General features: G+C 48.0%; 16 protein-coding genes, 1 tRNA gene and 1 pseudogene. 10 read left to right on the forward strand and 8 right to left on the reverse strand.

Annotated elements, in window-relative coordinates; genetic code table 11:
* Window positions 1-272: 272 nt before the first annotated feature.
* The 7 genes from JOZ06_RS13705 to JOZ06_RS13735 all read right to left on the reverse strand — a co-directional run bounded on the left by JOZ06_RS13705 (window position 273) and on the right by JOZ06_RS13735 (window position 10,089).
* Window positions 273-3,374, reverse strand: a complete 3,102-nt coding sequence (locus JOZ06_RS13705; protein ID WP_293233356.1) for a type I restriction endonuclease subunit R — start codon at window positions 3,372-3,374, stop codon at window positions 273-275.
* Window positions 3,367-4,929 (reverse strand): AAA family ATPase, encoded by a 1,563-nt coding sequence (locus JOZ06_RS13710; RefSeq protein WP_293233358.1) that lies wholly within the window; start codon window positions 4,927-4,929, stop codon window positions 3,367-3,369. Before JOZ06_RS13710 ends, JOZ06_RS13705 begins: the two co-directional genes overlap by 8 nt.
* Window positions 4,930-6,063 carry a restriction endonuclease subunit S gene (locus JOZ06_RS13715; RefSeq protein WP_293233360.1) on the reverse strand — a complete coding sequence of 378 codons (1,134 nt, stop codon included), beginning with the start codon at window positions 6,061-6,063 and terminating at the stop codon, window positions 4,930-4,932.
* On the reverse strand, window positions 6,060-7,601 hold the full coding sequence (locus tag JOZ06_RS13720; protein ID WP_293233362.1) for a type I restriction-modification system subunit M: 1,542 nt from the start codon (window positions 7,599-7,601) through the stop codon (window positions 6,060-6,062). Before JOZ06_RS13720 ends, JOZ06_RS13715 begins: the two co-directional genes overlap by 4 nt.
* 206 nt (window positions 7,602-7,807) lie before the next feature.
* Window positions 7,808-8,191, reverse strand: a complete 384-nt coding sequence (locus tag JOZ06_RS13725; protein ID WP_293233364.1) for a hypothetical protein — start codon at window positions 8,189-8,191, stop codon at window positions 7,808-7,810.
* Window positions 8,192-8,211: 20 nt separating this feature from the next.
* Window positions 8,212-9,363 (reverse strand): hypothetical protein, encoded by a 1,152-nt coding sequence (locus tag JOZ06_RS13730; RefSeq protein ID WP_293233366.1) that lies wholly within the window; start codon window positions 9,361-9,363, stop codon window positions 8,212-8,214.
* Window positions 9,364-9,435: 72 nt separating this feature from the next.
* Window positions 9,436-10,089 (reverse strand): helix-turn-helix transcriptional regulator, encoded by a 654-nt coding sequence (locus JOZ06_RS13735; RefSeq protein ID WP_293233367.1) that lies wholly within the window; start codon window positions 10,087-10,089, stop codon window positions 9,436-9,438.
* 248 nt (window positions 10,090-10,337) lie between these two features.
* Between JOZ06_RS13735 and JOZ06_RS13740 the strand changes: the two genes are divergently transcribed.
* The 10 genes and pseudogenes from JOZ06_RS13740 (at window position 10,338) to JOZ06_RS13780 (ending at window position 16,987) form a co-directional block, all read left to right on the forward strand.
* Window positions 10,338-10,838 carry a hypothetical protein gene (locus JOZ06_RS13740; RefSeq protein WP_293233369.1) on the forward strand — a complete coding sequence of 167 codons (501 nt, stop codon included), beginning with the start codon at window positions 10,338-10,340 and terminating at the stop codon, window positions 10,836-10,838.
* Between the two features lie 162 nt (window positions 10,839-11,000).
* Window positions 11,001-11,537 carry a hypothetical protein gene (locus tag JOZ06_RS13745; protein ID WP_293233371.1) on the forward strand — a complete coding sequence of 179 codons (537 nt, stop codon included), beginning with the start codon at window positions 11,001-11,003 and terminating at the stop codon, window positions 11,535-11,537.
* Between the two features lie 57 nt (window positions 11,538-11,594).
* Entirely contained in the window at window positions 11,595-12,131 is a 537-nt protein-coding gene (locus JOZ06_RS13750; protein WP_293233373.1) for a hypothetical protein, read from the forward strand.
* Complete coding sequence (locus JOZ06_RS13755) at window positions 12,131-13,252, forward strand: relaxase/mobilization nuclease domain-containing protein (RefSeq protein ID WP_293233375.1); 1,122 nt, start codon at window positions 12,131-12,133, stop codon at window positions 13,250-13,252. The genes JOZ06_RS13750 and JOZ06_RS13755 overlap by 1 nt, the downstream gene beginning before the upstream one ends.
* Window positions 13,253-13,328: 76 nt before the next feature.
* Entirely contained in the window at window positions 13,329-13,508 is a 180-nt protein-coding gene (locus JOZ06_RS13760; protein ID WP_293233377.1) for a hypothetical protein, read from the forward strand.
* Window positions 13,501-13,659 (forward strand): annotated as a pseudogene (locus JOZ06_RS20710) (helix-turn-helix domain-containing protein); the annotation flags it as partial. The gene JOZ06_RS13760 and the pseudogene JOZ06_RS20710, both read left to right, overlap by 8 nt.
* A 23-nt stretch (window positions 13,660-13,682) precedes the next feature.
* Window positions 13,683-14,726 carry a site-specific integrase gene (locus JOZ06_RS13765; protein ID WP_293233378.1) on the forward strand — a complete coding sequence of 348 codons (1,044 nt, stop codon included), beginning with the start codon at window positions 13,683-13,685 and terminating at the stop codon, window positions 14,724-14,726.
* Between the two features lie 58 nt (window positions 14,727-14,784).
* Window positions 14,785-15,849 carry a hypothetical protein gene (locus JOZ06_RS13770; RefSeq protein WP_293233380.1) on the forward strand — a complete coding sequence of 355 codons (1,065 nt, stop codon included), beginning with the start codon at window positions 14,785-14,787 and terminating at the stop codon, window positions 15,847-15,849.
* A gap of 2 nt (window positions 15,850-15,851) precedes the next feature.
* Entirely contained in the window at window positions 15,852-16,652 is an 801-nt protein-coding gene (locus JOZ06_RS13775; RefSeq protein ID WP_293233382.1) for a hypothetical protein, read from the forward strand.
* 56 nt (window positions 16,653-16,708) lie between these two features.
* Window positions 16,709-16,987 (forward strand): hypothetical protein, encoded by a 279-nt coding sequence (locus tag JOZ06_RS13780; RefSeq protein WP_293233384.1) that lies wholly within the window; start codon window positions 16,709-16,711, stop codon window positions 16,985-16,987.
* A gap of 81 nt (window positions 16,988-17,068) precedes the next feature.
* Here JOZ06_RS13780 and JOZ06_RS13785 read toward each other — a convergent pair.
* Window positions 17,069-17,143: transfer RNA gene (locus JOZ06_RS13785), tRNA-Thr, on the reverse strand.
* Window positions 17,144-17,303: the final 160 nt, after the last annotated feature.

The following is a 17,303-nucleotide window of genomic DNA, read 5'->3' on the forward strand; positions in this document are numbered from 1 at the left end:
CGCCCTCTTGCTTCCACGGTGCTTCCAGATAGGCAAAAACAACGTGGAATGAAGGTGATTATCGACTAGGCATCAGTTATAACTATTTGATATTAAAAAGAAAATGGTGCTGCCGAGGTGAATTGAACACCCGACCCCGTCCTTACCAAGGGTTCCGGAGATAACACAAACAATACGTTAGCGCCTACTCAGCACACAGAAAGTCTGTAAAAACCCACTCAATCACACAGGTTACATTACGGCGTAATGTCTTGAGAAAGGCCTATACGTTTTTAAATTTCTCCACCAACGCCTTTAAACTTCTCGACAAACACGGCAACTTTTTTAAGAACGCTTTGCTTCTTGGTCAGGTACTGCGGATTTAGTGGACTCATCTTGGGCAAGACAGCATTCAACTCTGTACCATTATCACTGGCAAATTCGCGTCTAATTGAGGTGATGATATAACGCTTGGCGGCCTCTGCGTTTAGGTTTTCAGCATTAATCAGATCCTCAGCTTCGCGCCGCTGTTCAGTTTGAGCAAAGGCAAAGAAAGAATCAATAATGGTTGCCTTATCGCCAATCTTGTCAAGATCAGTTTGATTAATGAAGTCGACCAGCAGGCTCTCTTTAGCACGTGCGCCGATACTAGAACGTATAATGCGGCGCATATCTTCAACCAGCGTTGCCTTATCTTTTACCTTCTTATTTTTCTCAAAAATTTGTTCCAGTATGTAATCCAGATTGATTTCTTGGGATTTAAGCAGATCAACCTCAAAAACTACATCATCCCAATCTATGCTAGATTTTTCTTTCTCATTGGAAGCCTTTTCTCTGCGCAGCCAATCTCGAATATCGTTGTAAGTAGATCTGTAATCTTGGATCTTACGCTCTGCAGGCATTCTGATTTCTTTCAATGCCGCTACATCGTCATCATTTAAGTGGTGTTTCTCCTTAAAAGCCTCAACGGCGGCTGCGTCATTCATATCGATGTCCTGAAAAGCTTTCAGGCTGACGAATTCATCGTAATTTTGCAGTATGTTCTCTACCCGCAGATATTCGCCAAACAGTTTTGCAAAATCCTTTTTGTCAGACTCTTTAATGATTTGATCCGGATTGGGGAAGCGCTGTTGCAACTCTGCCAATACGTCTATAAAGCCACGCCGTGCCTCGCCCGTTGAGGCATCGCTAAATCCTTCCATATATTCTTTGTAACTTTTCTCCAGAACGACGTTTTTGGTGTTTTTGTCACCGAAAAGAGTAATGGCGTCGACTGTAGCTTTCTCTAAATCGCGAAAAGTGACGATGTTGCCAAAAGTTTTAGTGGCATCGAGAATGCGGTTGGTGCGGGAATAGGCCTGTATCAAGCCATGGAAACGCAAATTTTTATCCACAAACAGCGTGTTGAGCGTCGGGGCGTCAAAGCCGGTCAAAAACATGCCAACTACAATCAATAAATCAATTTCCTTGGATTTAACGCGCTTAGCTAAATCACGATAGTAATTCTGGAAACCATTGCTATCTACACTGAAATTAGTGCTGAAGAGTGCGTTATAATCACTTATTGCGGCGTCTAGAAATTCTTTACCGCTGCTATTCATGGCTGAAACGTCGAAACTTTCATCCAGAATATCGCCCACAGCTTCCTGCTCCTCGTTTGCAGAGAAAGAAAAGATGGTGGCTATCTTAAGCGGCTTATCGCTACCCGCCTGTAATGCATTAAGAGCTTCATAATATAGCTTGGCGGCATCCACGCTGCTCACCGCAAACATGGCATTGAACCCTTTATTGCCACCTTGCAGGCGATGCGTTTTCTGGCGGAAATTATTCAGAATATACTGGGATATCTCTCGAACCCGTTCGGGATGGAGTAGAGCTTGTTTATTTTCTGCCGCGTTGAGCTTCTTCTCATCTTGTTCGGTTTCGATATTTTTGAAATGCGGACGTACATCATTGTAATCCACCTTAAACTTCAGCACTTTCTCGTCGCGAATAGCATCGGTAATCACATAGGAATGTAATTCACGGCCAAACACGCTGGCAGTTGTATCGGCCCCCACCGCATTTTGTGGAAAAATGGGCGTGCCGGTGAAACCGAACTGATAAAACCGTTTGAATTTCTTCTTCACGTTTTTCTGGGCTTCGCCAAACTGGCTGCGATGGCATTCATCAAAGATGAACATGACCTGCTTATTGTAGATGGGCAGGTCGCCCTCGCTTTTCATCAGATTATTAAGTTTCTGGATAGTGGTGACGATGATCTTATTATCGTCTTTGTCTATATTCCTTTTAAGCCCGGCGGTACTGTCAGAGCCGTTAACGCTGTCGGGGGAAAAACGCTGATATTCCTTCATCGTTTGGTAATCTAGATCTTTTCTGTCGACTACAAAGAAAACCTTGTCGATGAAATCCAGTTCGGTCGCCAATCGCGCCGCTTTAAAGCTGGTAAGCGTCTTGCCAGATCCAGTGGTGTGCCAAATATAGCCACCGCTCTCAGGATTGCTCCAGTTCTTCGCGGTATAAGAGCTTTTTATCTTCCACAGAATGCGTTCGGTGGCGGCAATCTGGTAGGGGCGCATGACCAGCAGCGTATCGCTAACATCAAAAACTGAATAATGCAGCAATACGCTAAGCAATGTATGTTTTTGGAAAAATGTCGCCGTAAAATCTTTTAGATCTTTAATCGGGCTATTATCAGCCTTTGCCCAGTTTATCGTGAAGTCGAAACTGTTCTTGTTCCGCTGCGTAGTATTGGCGAAATAACGGCTGTCCGTGCCGTTTGAAATCACAAAAAGCTGTAGATATTTGTACAGAGAATGATCGCTGTTAAAGCTCTCTTTGCTGTAACGATGAATCTGATTGAAGGCTTCCCTGATTGCTACGCCTCGCTTTTTCAGCTCGATTTGTACTAACGGCAACCCATTAACGAGAATAGTCACGTCATAACGGTTTGCATGTGTACCCATTTGCTCGAACTGTTTTATGACCTGCACTTTGTTGCGGGCGATGTTTGTTTTATCAAGCAAATAGATATTTTGAATGCGACCATCATCAAAGACAAAATCATGAATATAATCGTCATGAATCTTGCGCGTTTTATCAACGATGCCTTCACTGGGTTTATCTAAATAGGTTTCGACAAACCGACCCCATTCGCCGTCAGAAAATTCTACGTTGTTTAAGACTTGCAGCTGCGCACGCACATTCGCAAGCATAGCCTCGGGGGTGTTAAGATCCGGCAGAAACTCATAACCTTGATGGATGAGATCCCGAATAAGCTCACGCTCTAAATCACCTTCGCTCTGGTAACTTTCGACGGCTTCCCATTCTTTGATGTATTTATCGAGCACGATAAAGCGGCTTGATTCAGCGATGGGGGTGATAATCTCAACCATTCCGTTCCTCGTGCTTCCAATAGCCATAATTATTGGTCAAATGCTTCAACAAAAATTCAACCGTTTTCTTCTCTTGTGGTGACGGTTCCGCAACAGCATCGCTCGATAGTGTGCTGTGGCTGGTAAATTGGATAATCCTATTCAGATAGGCCTGTTTGTCATCAGGCAGAAGTTCTGACCACTTAGGATAGCCGAGAAAATTGGCTGTTTTCTCATACAAGTTACGCAAAAGCGTAAAGTGATATTTTTCGACTTGGTTGTCGGCCACGGCCTTTTCTATCACCTGCTTCAGATACAGATGGTAGGAAAAACTCTTATTGGAGTCGCCTTTCTTTTCTTCAAGATCAAAAGTTCCGTCATCGTAGCGATTTAGTATATAGCCGTTTTTAACATCAAGTTCATTGTAGAGCACATTATAGAAAAGCGGATTGTGCGTTGTGATAATGAACTTCAGACCTGATTGACTGGATTTAATGAGGGCAGCAACATTGACGGCCAACTCAATCAAATGATTTTCATCGAGTGAACTAACAGGGTCATCAATAAATACATATTCTAACTTGTTATACCGATCTGTGTCGCGCGCACTGACTTCCGCGACATTCAAGGTGGCAATGACCTGTTCAATAAGGCTATAGAAAATACTCCAAATGAAATTACTTTCTTCGCCTTTGGATATTTTTATGTTGTCGTCTTTTTCTTTATTTCCACGCTCGAAGGAAAACGTTACCTCCGAAAACGCGGGCACAGTGACTTCTTTTCCGTCTGCGTCTTTAATTTTATATTCTGCATTAAATCGTGGTGTTAATTTATCGCTGGTGTAACGTTGAAAGTGAGCGATGGCATTCTGATCCTGTCCTTGCTTTTCCAGCACCCAACTCGTGTATGCGTTGGGCTGAATCTTTAATTTTCTTTCGGTGTCTTCTTCAAGGTCGTTATCCCAATAAAACAGATCTTCTGTGAAGGCGTTGTAATAAATAACCTTTGTCACTCGATCTTCTGCGTCTTCATCTTTCGGTGCGATAATGTCTTTGAGGGTTCGTGAAAGGCGGGTTTTGCCTGTGCCGTTAAAGGCATAAATAAGCTGCACTTTTTTGCCCGTATTATTTAATTTGTGAGCAATGCCTGTAAGCGATCTCAAATATTCTTCATAGAAATCATACAGATTACATTCCTTAATCCCCCAATGCCCCCTGTGAAACTCATAACCAGATTCACTTATACCTAATTTTTGCTGATTTTCCTTCAACACACCCCTAGTTAAGGGGTAGCGATCTTTGTCAAAACTATATTTAACTCGCAAATTACTGGAATAAACTTCTATATCGGTAATTCTTCCTATTCTGGCATCGCTAACTTCTTGCTCAGTAGCAAAAATTGTTGGCAAATTCTTGAGCCTATTTATTGCATCCTGATCCAACGATTGAAATTGCTCTTTGATGGGATCTTCCGTGTACTGAAGAAACCTATCTTTAGGAATACTAAATCCCCCTTTATCGCCTTGGTAAAAGCTGGGAACGCTCGCCATGATTAGGTTGTATAATTGACCGCTCATTTATGCCGCTTGCTCCCCAGGCTTTGGGAAGTTCAGCAGCATGTCGCGATAATATTCATATTGCTTCTGACGTAATTCAATCTCACGTGGCAAGCCTTCGCTGATCGAATTGGTGAGCGCATCGAATTTGTCGAGAATAACAACGATGCGAGCTTGTTCATCCAGTGATGGAACCAAAACCACAGGAGCTTCCAAAATATGATATGAAACGAATGGTTGTGATGCGCTATTAGATTTCGACCCAAAATCTTGTAAGAGCAAAAGATAGTAAGCATATTTTGGTAAAACCTCTTTCGATTTATGCTTACAAATTACCCCATTGTATGTGACGAAGTGCCTGCCTTTGCCCCAATTTACAATTCCTGCATACGCACCTATGTGGCCTATTACTGGCGAGTCTTCGCTATTGTAATCATCGTGACTGCCTACAATGCCGTTGCTGCCATAAACTGGGTACTGCCCCCCCGTTTTTGGAATGGTGTTGCCTGTGCCGTATTGGAAGTCGTAAATATCTCCTAGTGCCATTTCTTTGACATTTGCATCGGCGGCAAAAGTGAGAAGTTGGTCTCGATAATAGTTGTATTGTTTCTTGCGGGCGGTAAGCTCGGCGGTGAGCTCGGCGGTGAGCTCGGTGAAAGCGTCCAATATGCGCACAATCTCAGCCTGAATCGCCAGCGACTTCTTCGGATCTTCAGGGCAGGGAATGGGGACGGGTATTTTAACCATCTCGCCTTTTGTTAATTTTGCCCTGTCTTTGTTTGGCAAGTAAGGAAGAAAATCAACAGTGCGCAAATAGTGGTACAAAAATCGCGTATTTACTCCAGACTTTCCGCACACAACATGGACATGATTATTTGCCCAGAATTTTCCTATTGTGTATTGAATGGAGTAATTTTCTAGGCTTGCTGAACCATCCTCAGCGATAAGAACATATTCACCATCGTGAGTATGCCCATTCACATAGTCTTGGATATTGTTTGCGCCGTAATATGGGATTTTGCCAGACACGCGCAAAGATGCTTTTACTGGTTCTCTCTGGCTATTGGCTACTTCAAAGAAGTTTTCGTCACCCAGCGGTACCCACTCCACCTCGGAACCATCCAACAGCTTTTCCAAGTAGCCTAGATCTTTCATGCTTCAATCTCCGCCACGATGGCATCAATAGCGGCACGCAGCTGGTCGATTTTTTCAACGGTGGTTTTTATTTCTGCATTCAGCTGAACAATATCTATCACTTCGCGATTGTCCTTGGCTTCGACATAGCTGCTGACCGACAGGTTATAATCATTCGCGACAATCTTTTCGTACGGCACTGATTGAGTAAAATACTCAACATTCGCCTTGCTATCGAAGGCTTGCATAATATCTTCGATATGCTTATCGGTCAGAACATTGTTGTTGGTTTCTTTTTTGAACAGACCGCTGGCATCAATAAATTGCGTATTGGTGCTGGTCTTGTTTTTCGCCAGCACCAAAATTGTCACGGCAATGGTGGTGCCAAAAAACAGATTGGGGGCAAGTGCAATAACTGTTTCCACATAGTTATTATCAACCAGATATTTGCGGATTTTCTGCTCGGCACCACCACGATAAAAGATGCCGGGGAAGCAAACGATAGCGGCGCGTCCTTTGCTTGAAAGGTAGCTGAGCGCATGAAGAACGAAGGCGAAGTCTGCTTTGGACTTGGGGGAAAGCACGCCTGCAGGGGCGAAGCGATCATCATTAATCAGCGTTGGGTCATCTGAGCCAATCCAGCTAACCGAGTAAGGCGGATTGGAAACAATCGCATCAAACGGTTTGTCATCGCCAAAATATGGGTCAATCAGCGTGTTGCCCAGTTGGATATTAAACTTGTCATAATTGACGTTGTGCAGAAACATATTCATGCGGGCAAGGTTGTAGGTCGTGTGGTTGATTTCTTGCCCGAAGAAACCTTCTTCAACAATGTGTGCGTCGAAATGCTTTTTGGCTTGGAGCAGCAAAGAGCCAGAACCACATGCAGGGTCATAAATTTTATTAACGCGATCCTGCTTGTGCATGGCAAGCTGTGCAATCAGCTTGGACACATGTTGCGGCGTAAAGAATTCGCCGCCTGATTTACCGGCGTTCGCAGCATAGTTAGAGATAAGGAATTCATAGGCATCGCCGAACAGGTCAATGTGGCTGCCATGAAAATCACCAAAATCCAGCCCCGCCACTCCTTTGATAACGGCGGCCAGACGGGCGTTTTTGTCCTTCACCGTATTGCCAAGGCGGTTGCTGGTCGTATCAAAGTCAGCAAACAGTCCTTTGATATCCCTTTCTGAGGGATATCCGTTGGCGGAGCTTTCAATTTCCGTAAAGATTTTGGCTAAATCCGTATTCAGACTTTCATTGGTATTAGCCGTTTTGGCAATGTTGGCGAACAGCTGGCTGGGATAGATAAAATAGCCCTTGGTTTTAACAGCATCGTCTTTAATCTCTGGTGTGATAACGCTGTCGGCCAGCTTGGTATAGTCGATGCTGTCGTCATCAGCTTCGATATAACTGGCAAAATTCTCGCTGATAAAACGGTAAAACAGTGTGCCGAGGACGTATTGTTTAAAATCCCAGCCATCAACTGCACCCCGCACGTCATTGGCGATTTGCCATATCTGGCGTTGCAGGGCGGCGCGTTGCTGGTTGCCAGTCATTCTTGTTAGACCTATGGTAAAAGTAGATTGAATCGGAAGTTGTAGTTCCGGAAAAAGTTAAGAGATAATATGGCCAAAGTCAATTTAATGACAGTGGTTTTCTCCTTATCAACGAATGACTTAAGGGGGTTATGGGCGGGTCGCAACTTTATGCAGACAAACGACCCGCACCAACATTATGTCAGCGTCGGTTTCCGTTGTTTGGCTCACGAGGTCGATTCTACCAATCCTGCTAATGCCGCCACACAATCAATCATCTGCTGCGCGTCTTTAGGGGACGTTTCGGCCAGCAGAGCTGGTTCGTAGATTTCGCGCAGGGCGCAGACGTCTCCAACAACTTCCCTGATTGTTTGCAACGCCGCAGGGTGGCGGTTCGGTTCGCGGATTGTTTTTGCGAATAGGTCATAGGTCGAATCGTTTGATGGCATGCGTCGCCCCGTTGTGGCTAATAGATAGGCGGCGGCTACATGCTCAGACGCGTGATAAGCCTGCTCCATGGCCGCGCCGTGCTGGCCCGTTTCGTTCAGCTTATCAGCCCCGGCAAGCATCTCGCGAACTTCGGCAAGCAGAGTTTGGCATTCATCGTTCATATTGAAACCTAAAGGCGCGTTTAGCCGACCAGAGAGAAGTAGGGATTATTGGCTGCCTCCGAACCTATCAGCTTTATGGGCCGAATGGCACCCCCGCTGGCTTTTGCGAGATCAAGCGATGCCGTTTGTGATGCATGGAGGCCGAGAAGCCGCTTTTCTACCCCCAAAGAATGAAGACCGGCGATAACTTCGGGTTCGTTGAGGACATGAATATGCATCAACGGCGGTTTTACACCAAAAACGGCGGCTGTTTCCGATAAAGCCGGTTCATGATCCAGCCGCCCCCAGCCGCGTTCCTGAATTTCTTCGTTCGCTGCTTTCAATACTGAAGCCAATACACATTCCATGACAGGGGGCTCCGGTAACTTGCCATTGCTGATAATCTGGCCCTGCGATACAGGCCTGCCTTTGAAGGTCGAAAGACCTCTTGTAAAAGCCGCCTTGACCTTTTGCTGCTCATCATAGCTTGACCACAGCACCGCAAAATTATGGGGATCGCTTGCGCTGCCAATAAGGGGTGCGCCGCGCAGTTCAACCGGCACCAGCCATTTGCTTCTGATGGCATCGGTTATTTCGTTGAGCCTGAATAGGCCGCTTGTCTCCTCTTGCCCCAGAACCGCGCCAAGCTGTTCCTGAATTTTGACGATCTTTGTATTGTCAGGAGCAAATTCAAAAGTTTGTCCGGTAGGGATGATGCCACCTCTCATGCCTTTCTTGGCGAAGTAAGTCATGCATTCCCGGATATAATGGGTTCCAATTCCCTCATCGAGAAAATCCTTACCGGAAGGTCTTTCAAGAACAAGTTCTCGTATTATCTTCGGGAGCAAACAAACATCCTCGCTGTAAATGCCGTTCTTAGCTATCAAACCATTCTCCGCGCGTTGCAGGGACAGGGAACGAAAATTAATCGTCGCCCCGACAATCTTCGGCTTCGCCAATTCCCACGCCGCTGCTAGAAACAGAATTTCAACATCGCCGGATTGCATTGCCCGCATGACGTTGCGAAAGGCGACGGGATCAAATTCAGCGCCATGAACTTTGGCTTCATGCTGGATCGTGTCGCTGAGAATTTTTTCCAAAGCGCCGCGATGCCGAGGATCGGACTGGTCGCACGGCATCACCGCCGTATAAAGCCCGCCGAGTTGCTGCCTGAATTGCTTGGCCGGTATCATCGCCTACCTGCAAAATAGCTTTAAAAATCAGGGGTATATTACCAGAAATAGCCCTAACCCCAGTGGCCTATATTATTTTCTATGTTTTTTCAGTGGCTTACCGCCTGTATTCCAGCACGCTTCAAACTCGCGGATATAACGCTCTGCCACCAGTTTGGACTGGATCGAAACGCATTCCCGCCGGTTGCCGCCATCAGTAAGGGGCAGGATAAGGTTGTCGCCGTAGAGATACCAAGGGGCTATATCCTTATAGGCCGCATCAAGCGTTCGGTAGCTGCAATAGCTGACCGGATTGCCGATTTCGCCTTCCGGCACCAAAACGCGGGCATCCAGCCCCTCTATTTTTTCCATGCGCTTGATATGCTCAGCCGCATAATCATCATCGATGGGTAAGTAGCGCGCATCCCCGAAGTTAAACTGGCGAATGCGCCCGCCTTTCTTGACGGTTTCATATATGTGATCGAGCAGTTGCCGGTATCCCGCCTTGCCGCTGAAGGTACGCATCTGATGCTTGCGGATAGCGACGCCTTCATTTTCCAGAAACTCGATTCCTTCCTTATCAAAGGCCGTCAGAATGCTGGTCAGCGTTCTTTCCTGCGGTTGCGTATCTTCCGCTTCGATCATGCGGATGGTGATGCGCGTCAGGCCGGTTTTTTCGGCCAACTCGTCCATCGTCCAACCCAGTAAGCCGCGTGCGCCGCGTATTTGCCGTCCTGAAACTATCATAATGATAAATATATCATGCCTTTTAGATAAATCAACAAAAATGATGCTGAGAAAATATTTTACAATCTATTAATAGCCGATAATGCATTGATTATATTTGAACAATCATCCAAATAGAAAAGAACAATAATCCGAAAAGAATAGAAATGCCTTGCATTTTGGAAAATTCGTGCTATGAATAATTTCATAGTGAGAAATGAATTTTTAAAACGACTGATATTCAACAAATCATATTTAAGGAGGTAATTATGGAGAAGGATTGGAAAGGCAAAAAGAAAACAACCGGCATTAACGTGAGAACGGGAATTGCCCCCACGGCGGAACGCTACCACCGGAATGGCGGCGTCAGAACCGAAATCGTATCCGAGGGCGGAGCGCGCACCATGCGCTATCGCGCCGCATGGGAATGCCCGCTTGATGCGTATCGTGATCTCAAGATCATCAATGAAGCGGAATATAAGGCCGGGTTAAAGTTTCATCAGGCCTATTACGGCGCGGTCATCTTTGTGCGCGCCGACTTCCGCCCGACCAGCAAAATTCAGGCGGACAGAAAGCCGACAAAAAGCGACATCCTGCTCAAGAAAGTCTATGTAGCCATTCCATCGGAGGATATGAGCGTCATCATCGACATATGCGGGCGGTCAAAACCAGCGCAGAGTCCGCGTGCCATGAATATTCTCAAGAGGGGACTGGGGCATCTCGCTACGCATTGGAAAATGGCGGCGCGCGAAGTCTGTAAACGCAAATAAGTTTGGATAGGGGGCGGACTTTATAAGCCACCGGCTAGGCCGCGCCGGTGGTTTATCCCCCGCGAATAAGCGCGGCCCGTAACAACATCAAACAATTTGGCATACCCAAGGGCGAATTTTCGGATTCCGTTCATGGGATTGCCGCGTCCAAAAGGAGGCTACATGGAAAAGGATATTGAGCCGAAACCGCCGTTGCACCGCAAGGCAAGGCCGTCAGACATGTATGATGTTCTGAAACCAGTCCGACCGGAAATCAGAATGGCTATGGAGGCGCAAGCGGCGGCGGCCCCCGTCAGCGAGCCCGCAATCGCGCTGCCAGCCGTCAGACAACCGCCACGCACGGCAAAGCCTAAAGATTCCAAATTGCTTCGCATCACCGTCCGCTTTTCCGAAGCCGAGCGCGAAATCCTCGACCGCCGGGCAGCGCAAGCGCGTCAGACGCCGAGCGAATATGCGCGCACGGCGGCTTTGGGCATGTCTGCCGCGCCGCCAGACCCGGAGTGGCGGAAGCTTTTGTTGTCCGCCGGACGTGAATTAACGCGGCAGCAAAACACCCTCGATCACATTGCCCGTCAACTCAAGACCAAGACGGCATCCACGGAACAGGGCGACACGATGCTCGGTATCATCGCCCGTTCGCTGTTGTCGGCCCATAAGTCCGTCCGGCGGGCCTTGGCCGACGGCGTGGATGGGCCGTGACCTGATTTTAAACGCCGCCAATTTTCTTAAGCGTCATTTTCGGAAAGGAATTGTCCCATGAAAAAGGATATTGGGCCGAAGCCCCATGCCCGGCATCTCTCCAGCCCGCGTCAGCCCGTCAGACGGTCAGACAAAGGAACACAAAAAGAAAGTCCGCCAGTAATGTGTTGGCACCCCGCCGTCGGCGGGCTGTCAACACGACTGGAGAGGGGTTCCACCCCATCGACCCCCCATGTCGCCACATGGCGCAAGCGCAGCGACTCCCGCCGCATGAGCGTGAAAAAGTATTTTCGCGTCACGCCCCATGAAGCTGCCGTCATATCCGCCCGTGCCGCCGAAGCCGGGCTTGAGCAAGCGTCTTATATCCGGGCGCAGACTCTCGGCCTTTCCAAAGTCAGGGCCGCCCGGCGCATCCGGGCGGATTGGGATGAATTGCGCCGCTGCATGGGCGCGATCAACAGGGCCGGGAACGTCGTCAACCAGCTTGTCCTCGAATTGCGGCGCACGGGTCGAAGTTCCGGCTTGGCTCATGTCGCCCTGAAAGAGCTTATCGCGGCGGCACATTCCGTCATGTCTGCATTAGGGAGGTGCTAATGGCCGTCATCATTAAAGGCAAATCCATCGTTTGCAGCGCGAAGTCACGCCATCATTACCTCGAAGGCAAGGAGAACGAAAATATCTCGGTCTTGGAAGTCCGAGGCTTCGCCACTTTGGATGCCGCCGAGGCGCTGTCGATGATCGAGTTATCGGCCATCGGCACTCGATGCAAAAAGCCCCTCTATAGCGCCAAGATCAATCCTGAAACCGACAGGGTATGGACGAGGGAAGAATTATTCAGGGCTGCCGACAGGCTTGAGGAAAATCTTGGCCTCACGGGTCACGCCCGCGTCATTGTCGAACACCTCAAAAAGGGCCGGACGCATTACCATGTTTTATGGAACCGTTTTCCGCCTGACGGCGGCTCCGCGAAGAATATGGGAAACGACTATGCCGCCCATCAACAGACGCAAAAGGAGGTCGAAAAAGAGTTCGGCCTAAAGCCGATGATGGCGCGCAGCGGGAGTTTCAAGGATTGGGAAGTCAAATGGGCGCAGCGGTACGGCTTCGACATATTCAAGTTGCGCGACAGGATCACGAAAGATTTTAACGAGGCGAAGTCTGGGCAATCATTCATGGCCGCATTAAAGGCCAACAGCGTTGCCCTGTGCCGGGGCGATAAAAAGCAATTCGTCATTATCCTGCCGTGGGGCCAGCATAAGGCTCTTTCCAGTATGATACATGGGCGGCCCACCAAGGTTGTACTTCAACGCGCCCTTGCCGACATCGACATCAAAACCCTGCCAACCGTTCAGGAGGGCAAGGCGCAAGTCAATGCCAGCTTGCCGAAGATCGAACGCAAAAAAAGCATGGGCCGCCCGGCAGCCAGATCAAAGGGCAAGAAAACCACTTCACCTCCGCCCGCCTTACCGCTTGCGCCACCGCCGCTAAAATCGACAGCGGTCGTCCCGGCGCGGATGATTACGGCGGGATTGCCGCATAAGGCGGCGGTGGATGTGTCGGCGCAGCAGAGCCGCGAGCCTCATCTTACGCCGCATCGTCCCGTCTCGCGCGGCAGCATGAGCGAAGAGCAATGGATCGATTTCAAAGCCGCGTGCGAGGGCAGGATCACATGGCAGCAATACTTCGCCCGATGGAGCAACGGATTGTCGTTATAGCCGAAAAAATCACAACGCAAATTTTAGCCGTTAAGCAGTAGCCGAATTTTCAAACACATTTTCAAAAGGATTGAACATGAATGACCATGACATTCGTGCCGATAGTTTTTTGCTCAAATTCCAAAACATCCGCATCTACCGCGTCCAACTGCGGGGAAGCGGCATCGTCTATTTTTTGAAGAAGGACGATGCCCTGCGTTACGGCAGGGAACTTCGAGCCGCCTTGTTGCGGAAAAAGGGGGTGGGCCATGAGTGACAACCCCGGCTCATCCCCCGCACGGCATTTCACCGTGCATACGCTGGCCGCGTATTGGGGCGTTTCTCCAAGCCACATTTACAACCTCGTTCATTCAAACGCGCTCCGCCATCTGCGGATCGGCAAGGCCATTCGTATTCCAGAAATTTTCATCAAAGAATTTGAGGAGGCAGCATGTCAGGAGGCAATGAAAAATACCGATTTTGGCAGGAATCAAACGGCATCATTCATCTCGTCTGGAACGAGCGAATTGAAACTGCACCCGGCAAATTCCACACACAAACAAGACGCCTTTCAACAAGGACAAAGGATTGGGACGCTGCCGAGCAGTTCCGCGCCCAATTCATCGCAGGATTAAAGAACCCTGCGGCACCGCCTGAACCGACGCTTGGCTATCTGCTCGACCGCTATCGCAACGAGCATGGCATCAACACACGTTCGCTTAGCACTATGGATCAGCAGTTGAAGCCGTTGAAGGCATACTTCGGCGATTTATTGCCGAGCCATATCAGCAACGCGTTGTTGGCCGATTATGCAAAACAAAGAAAGGTTTCTGCCGGAACAATTCTAAGGAGCCTCGGTATCCTTAAAGCAGCCATTCATTACGCAGAAGGCAACAGATGGATTGAAAGACAGCCTCAATTCGTCATGCCGGTTAAACAGCCGCCGCCGCGCGACATATGGCTAACGAGGGAGCAAGTCGGTCTTCTAATTGAAAGGGCCAAGGCTCCACATATTCAGTTGTTCATAATGCTTGCCGTGTCCACCGCCGCCAGATCGGGGGCGATTATGGATTTAACATGGCAACAACTGGATTTTGAGCGCCGGATAATCGACTACGGCCGTGGCTACGGAAATAAACGTCGCGCCGTCGTGCCAATGAACGACGATGTTTATGCTGCCCTCTGTACGGCGCGAGAACTGGCCTTAACCGATCATGTCATTGAGTTTAACGGTAAGCCTCTAAAATCGATCAAAAAGTCATTCCGCAAGCTTTGCAAAGATTGCAACATCACCGCCAGTCCCCACGTTTTGCGCCACACGGCGGCGACGTGGATGGTTATGGACGGTGTGCCGCTTGCCGAAGTCGCGCGGTTGCTCGGCGACAGCGAAAGGACGGTCGAGAAAGTTTATGGCAAACATGCACCGGATTATCTGCGCCGTGCCGTAAATTCGCTTAATCTTACGAGAAATAAACTTTTGTGTCCGCAACCTTAAAGATTATCTATATTCTAAAATTGAAAACGGCGCATTCTACTCGGCTCATGGTCGGCACATGACTACTTGGACACCGATAGCAATCTTACCAAACCTATATGCCAAAACCGCACTTGATGGGGATGTGATTGCGCTTGTTCTGAGCAATGATCCGCGTGTTGTTGTCTTTTGCAAAACAAATCCCAAATTTGCATTGTTTCTTTCTCGTTTTAGAAACGCCTTCGATCTTTCTCTATCGCCTGTTGTCATGCTGGCGCGAGACGACGTCACCTCCAAACTAGTTCATACGGACGCATATCAATCTTTCCGGGACATTGCCGCTTGCAGTGTTATACCTTTTGCGCGCGCACTTAGCGTTGTTTACCCGAATAGCTCTCATATCTGGTATTCAGATTCGTTTTGGCTCTATCCCTACACCTACAATGCTCAAACAGAATATCTGTCCTTATCGACACCAGCACTTGGCGCTATAAATGTTGTAGATAATTTTCATGGGCAATCCATGCCTGAGCTACCGGAGATGGAGCTAACTGACATAGATTTTCCTTTGTTCAATGCGTTGCTTAAGCGTTGGGCAAAGGTTTACCTCGAAGGGCGGCAAACTTGGAAAGATCGAGCTTTATTCCGCTCTCTTAATATGGCGTTTAGCGCCTCACAGCTACCGTCAGGGGCTGGAACGATTTTATATGATGTTGGCCGTTGCGTAGGTCTTTGGGTTTCGGCATTTGAGATTCTGGCTCATCCAAAAACAGAGAAATCGGATATCACGAAAATATACCCATTGCTGGAGAAAGTGTCTTACATTGACCCAAAAATAAAACAACGTCGATATGCCCCTTATACGGCAAGAGTGTCGCGCCCATGGCCAAGACGTAATCTGCCATGTTGGCTTTATTCTAAGCTATATCAGGCAAGAAACGATTTTCTTCACGGCAATCCTATCAAGAAAAACGTATTAAATCCCAAGCAAGCGAAGGCAGGGCTTTTTGTGGCCGGGCCTCTGCTGTTCCGTCTTGCGCTGACCTCATTTCTCAATCTGAAGCCTGAGCAGCCGCAAGGTAAGAGATTCCAAATTAATAGCCAGCATATGATTGAGAGAGCACTCTTGCGCACAAGAAAATAATTATGACTCCAAATCCATACGCGCCAGTCGGCAAATGCATATATTGTGATAGCCCCATTTATGATGAGGAGCGCCCAAAACAAAAATTGGGAGATGAACATATCGTTGCTCTTTCCTTGGGCGGCACAATGATATTGCCGGAAGCAAGCTGTGCAAAATGCGAGAAAATCATCAACAAGGTGGAGACCAATTTAACGCGAGGCATGTTCTTGCCTGCACGCACTCAACTTTTATACCCAACAAGAAATAAAAAGCAGCGCCCCAAACATTTGCCTTTGGATATTGATTCTGGGGGTGGATTGCTTACAAAACAGATACCCATCGAAGATTATCCCGGGATGCTGGTCGTTTTGTGTTTTAACCCTCCTTTGGCCCTCTTAAATATTACTCCCACTGACACACCTCTTACTGGCCGAGTAGCGGTAGCTACGTTGCCTAATTTTGGCGACAATCTGAACAAACATCCCAGAAGGACTGTAACCTGGAAAATGGGAGGAGATGCTCCGACCTATGGCAGAATGTTGGCTAAAATTGCCCACGCCTATACGGTGGCCGAGGTAGGTTATGGTCGTTTTAAGCCAGTCTTGCTGGATATAATCTTAAATCAGCCACCGCTGTATATGACTCACTATGTCGGGGGTGAAATTGGCGACCCACCGCCAGCAAGCATGGAACGCATTGAGATATCTCATACAATAGAGGATTTATATGATGGCCGGAAACTTGTCCTTGTCAAAATTCGGCTTTTTGCTGACCGACAAGGGATGCCAACTTATCTGGTCGTATCCGGAGAAATTTTTTAAATTCTACTATTTCGTAGTATGCTGTTTTTAATTTTGGCTTCGTAAGAGGGGAAGAGATGGCTCAGATGCATTTGCGCAATGCTACCGTGGCTGATTTGTATGCTAATGCTCCACCGACGGCAAAGAGTGTAAGTGTTGTTTTCGAGATTACCCCAGCGAATGGATCACTGTTAGTCTATCTACCGCCAACATATGATAATCCTGCTCGCATTGATGGCACGGGTAAAACATTAGATATCGCGGTCAGTCCCGAACATCACAAAATGTTTATTCAGTTGATCGGAGATACTAAAAGTTTTGTGGCCAGAATAGTAGGGTTTACAGATAATTTCTGATTGAGAAATTCATATTATTAGAAAAACATTAGACCCCTAATGTTTTTGTTCCGGTTCCGAAAACCTAACCCATTGAAAAACTGGTGCTGCCGATAGGAATTGAACCTACGACCCCGTCCTTACCAAGGACGTGCTCTACCCCTGAGCTACGGCAGCATACAACACAGGGGGGCGTTTGTGCCACAGGCGGGGCAGGGACGCAAGCCTTGCGTTGGCGGGCCGCAAAACCGCTGAATCTCAAGGCATTGCGGGCATTTGCGCCATGGCGGATGGGGCGTGCCGCCGGGTGGTGGAATCCGGCCATTCTGGTTAACGC

The sequence above is a fragment of the Paludibacterium sp. genome (assembly GCF_019232825.1).
Taxonomy (GTDB): domain Bacteria; phylum Pseudomonadota; class Gammaproteobacteria; order Burkholderiales; family Chromobacteriaceae; genus Paludibacterium.

Bases quoted from the DNA above. Each gene is read 5' to 3' on its own strand.
- JOZ06_RS13705 (WP_293233356.1), bottom strand. From the start codon at position 3,374: ATGGTTGAGATTATCACCCCCATCGCTGAATCAAGCCGCTTTATCGTG.
- JOZ06_RS13710 (WP_293233358.1), bottom strand. From the start codon at position 4,929: ATGAGCGGTCAATTATACAACCTAATCATGGCGAGCGTTCCCAGCTTT.
- JOZ06_RS13715 (WP_293233360.1), bottom strand. From the start codon at position 6,063: ATGAAAGATCTAGGCTACTTGGAAAAGCTGTTGGATGGTTCCGAGGTG.
- JOZ06_RS13720 (WP_293233362.1), bottom strand. From the start codon at position 7,601: ATGACTGGCAACCAGCAACGCGCCGCCCTGCAACGCCAGATATGGCAA.
- JOZ06_RS13725 (WP_293233364.1), bottom strand. From the start codon at position 8,191: ATGAACGATGAATGCCAAACTCTGCTTGCCGAAGTTCGCGAGATGCTT.
- JOZ06_RS13730 (WP_293233366.1), bottom strand. From the start codon at position 9,363: ATGATACCGGCCAAGCAATTCAGGCAGCAACTCGGCGGGCTTTATACG.
- JOZ06_RS13735 (WP_293233367.1), bottom strand. From the start codon at position 10,089: ATGATAGTTTCAGGACGGCAAATACGCGGCGCACGCGGCTTACTGGGT.
- JOZ06_RS13740 (WP_293233369.1), top strand. From the start codon at position 10,338: ATGGAGAAGGATTGGAAAGGCAAAAAGAAAACAACCGGCATTAACGTG.
- JOZ06_RS13745 (WP_293233371.1), top strand. From the start codon at position 11,001: ATGGAAAAGGATATTGAGCCGAAACCGCCGTTGCACCGCAAGGCAAGG.
- JOZ06_RS13750 (WP_293233373.1), top strand. From the start codon at position 11,595: ATGAAAAAGGATATTGGGCCGAAGCCCCATGCCCGGCATCTCTCCAGC.
- JOZ06_RS13755 (WP_293233375.1), top strand. From the start codon at position 12,131: ATGGCCGTCATCATTAAAGGCAAATCCATCGTTTGCAGCGCGAAGTCA.
- JOZ06_RS13760 (WP_293233377.1), top strand. From the start codon at position 13,329: ATGAATGACCATGACATTCGTGCCGATAGTTTTTTGCTCAAATTCCAA.
- JOZ06_RS13765 (WP_293233378.1), top strand. From the start codon at position 13,683: ATGTCAGGAGGCAATGAAAAATACCGATTTTGGCAGGAATCAAACGGC.
- JOZ06_RS13770 (WP_293233380.1), top strand. From the start codon at position 14,785: ATGACTACTTGGACACCGATAGCAATCTTACCAAACCTATATGCCAAA.
- JOZ06_RS13775 (WP_293233382.1), top strand. From the start codon at position 15,852: ATGACTCCAAATCCATACGCGCCAGTCGGCAAATGCATATATTGTGAT.
- JOZ06_RS13780 (WP_293233384.1), top strand. From the start codon at position 16,709: ATGGCTCAGATGCATTTGCGCAATGCTACCGTGGCTGATTTGTATGCT.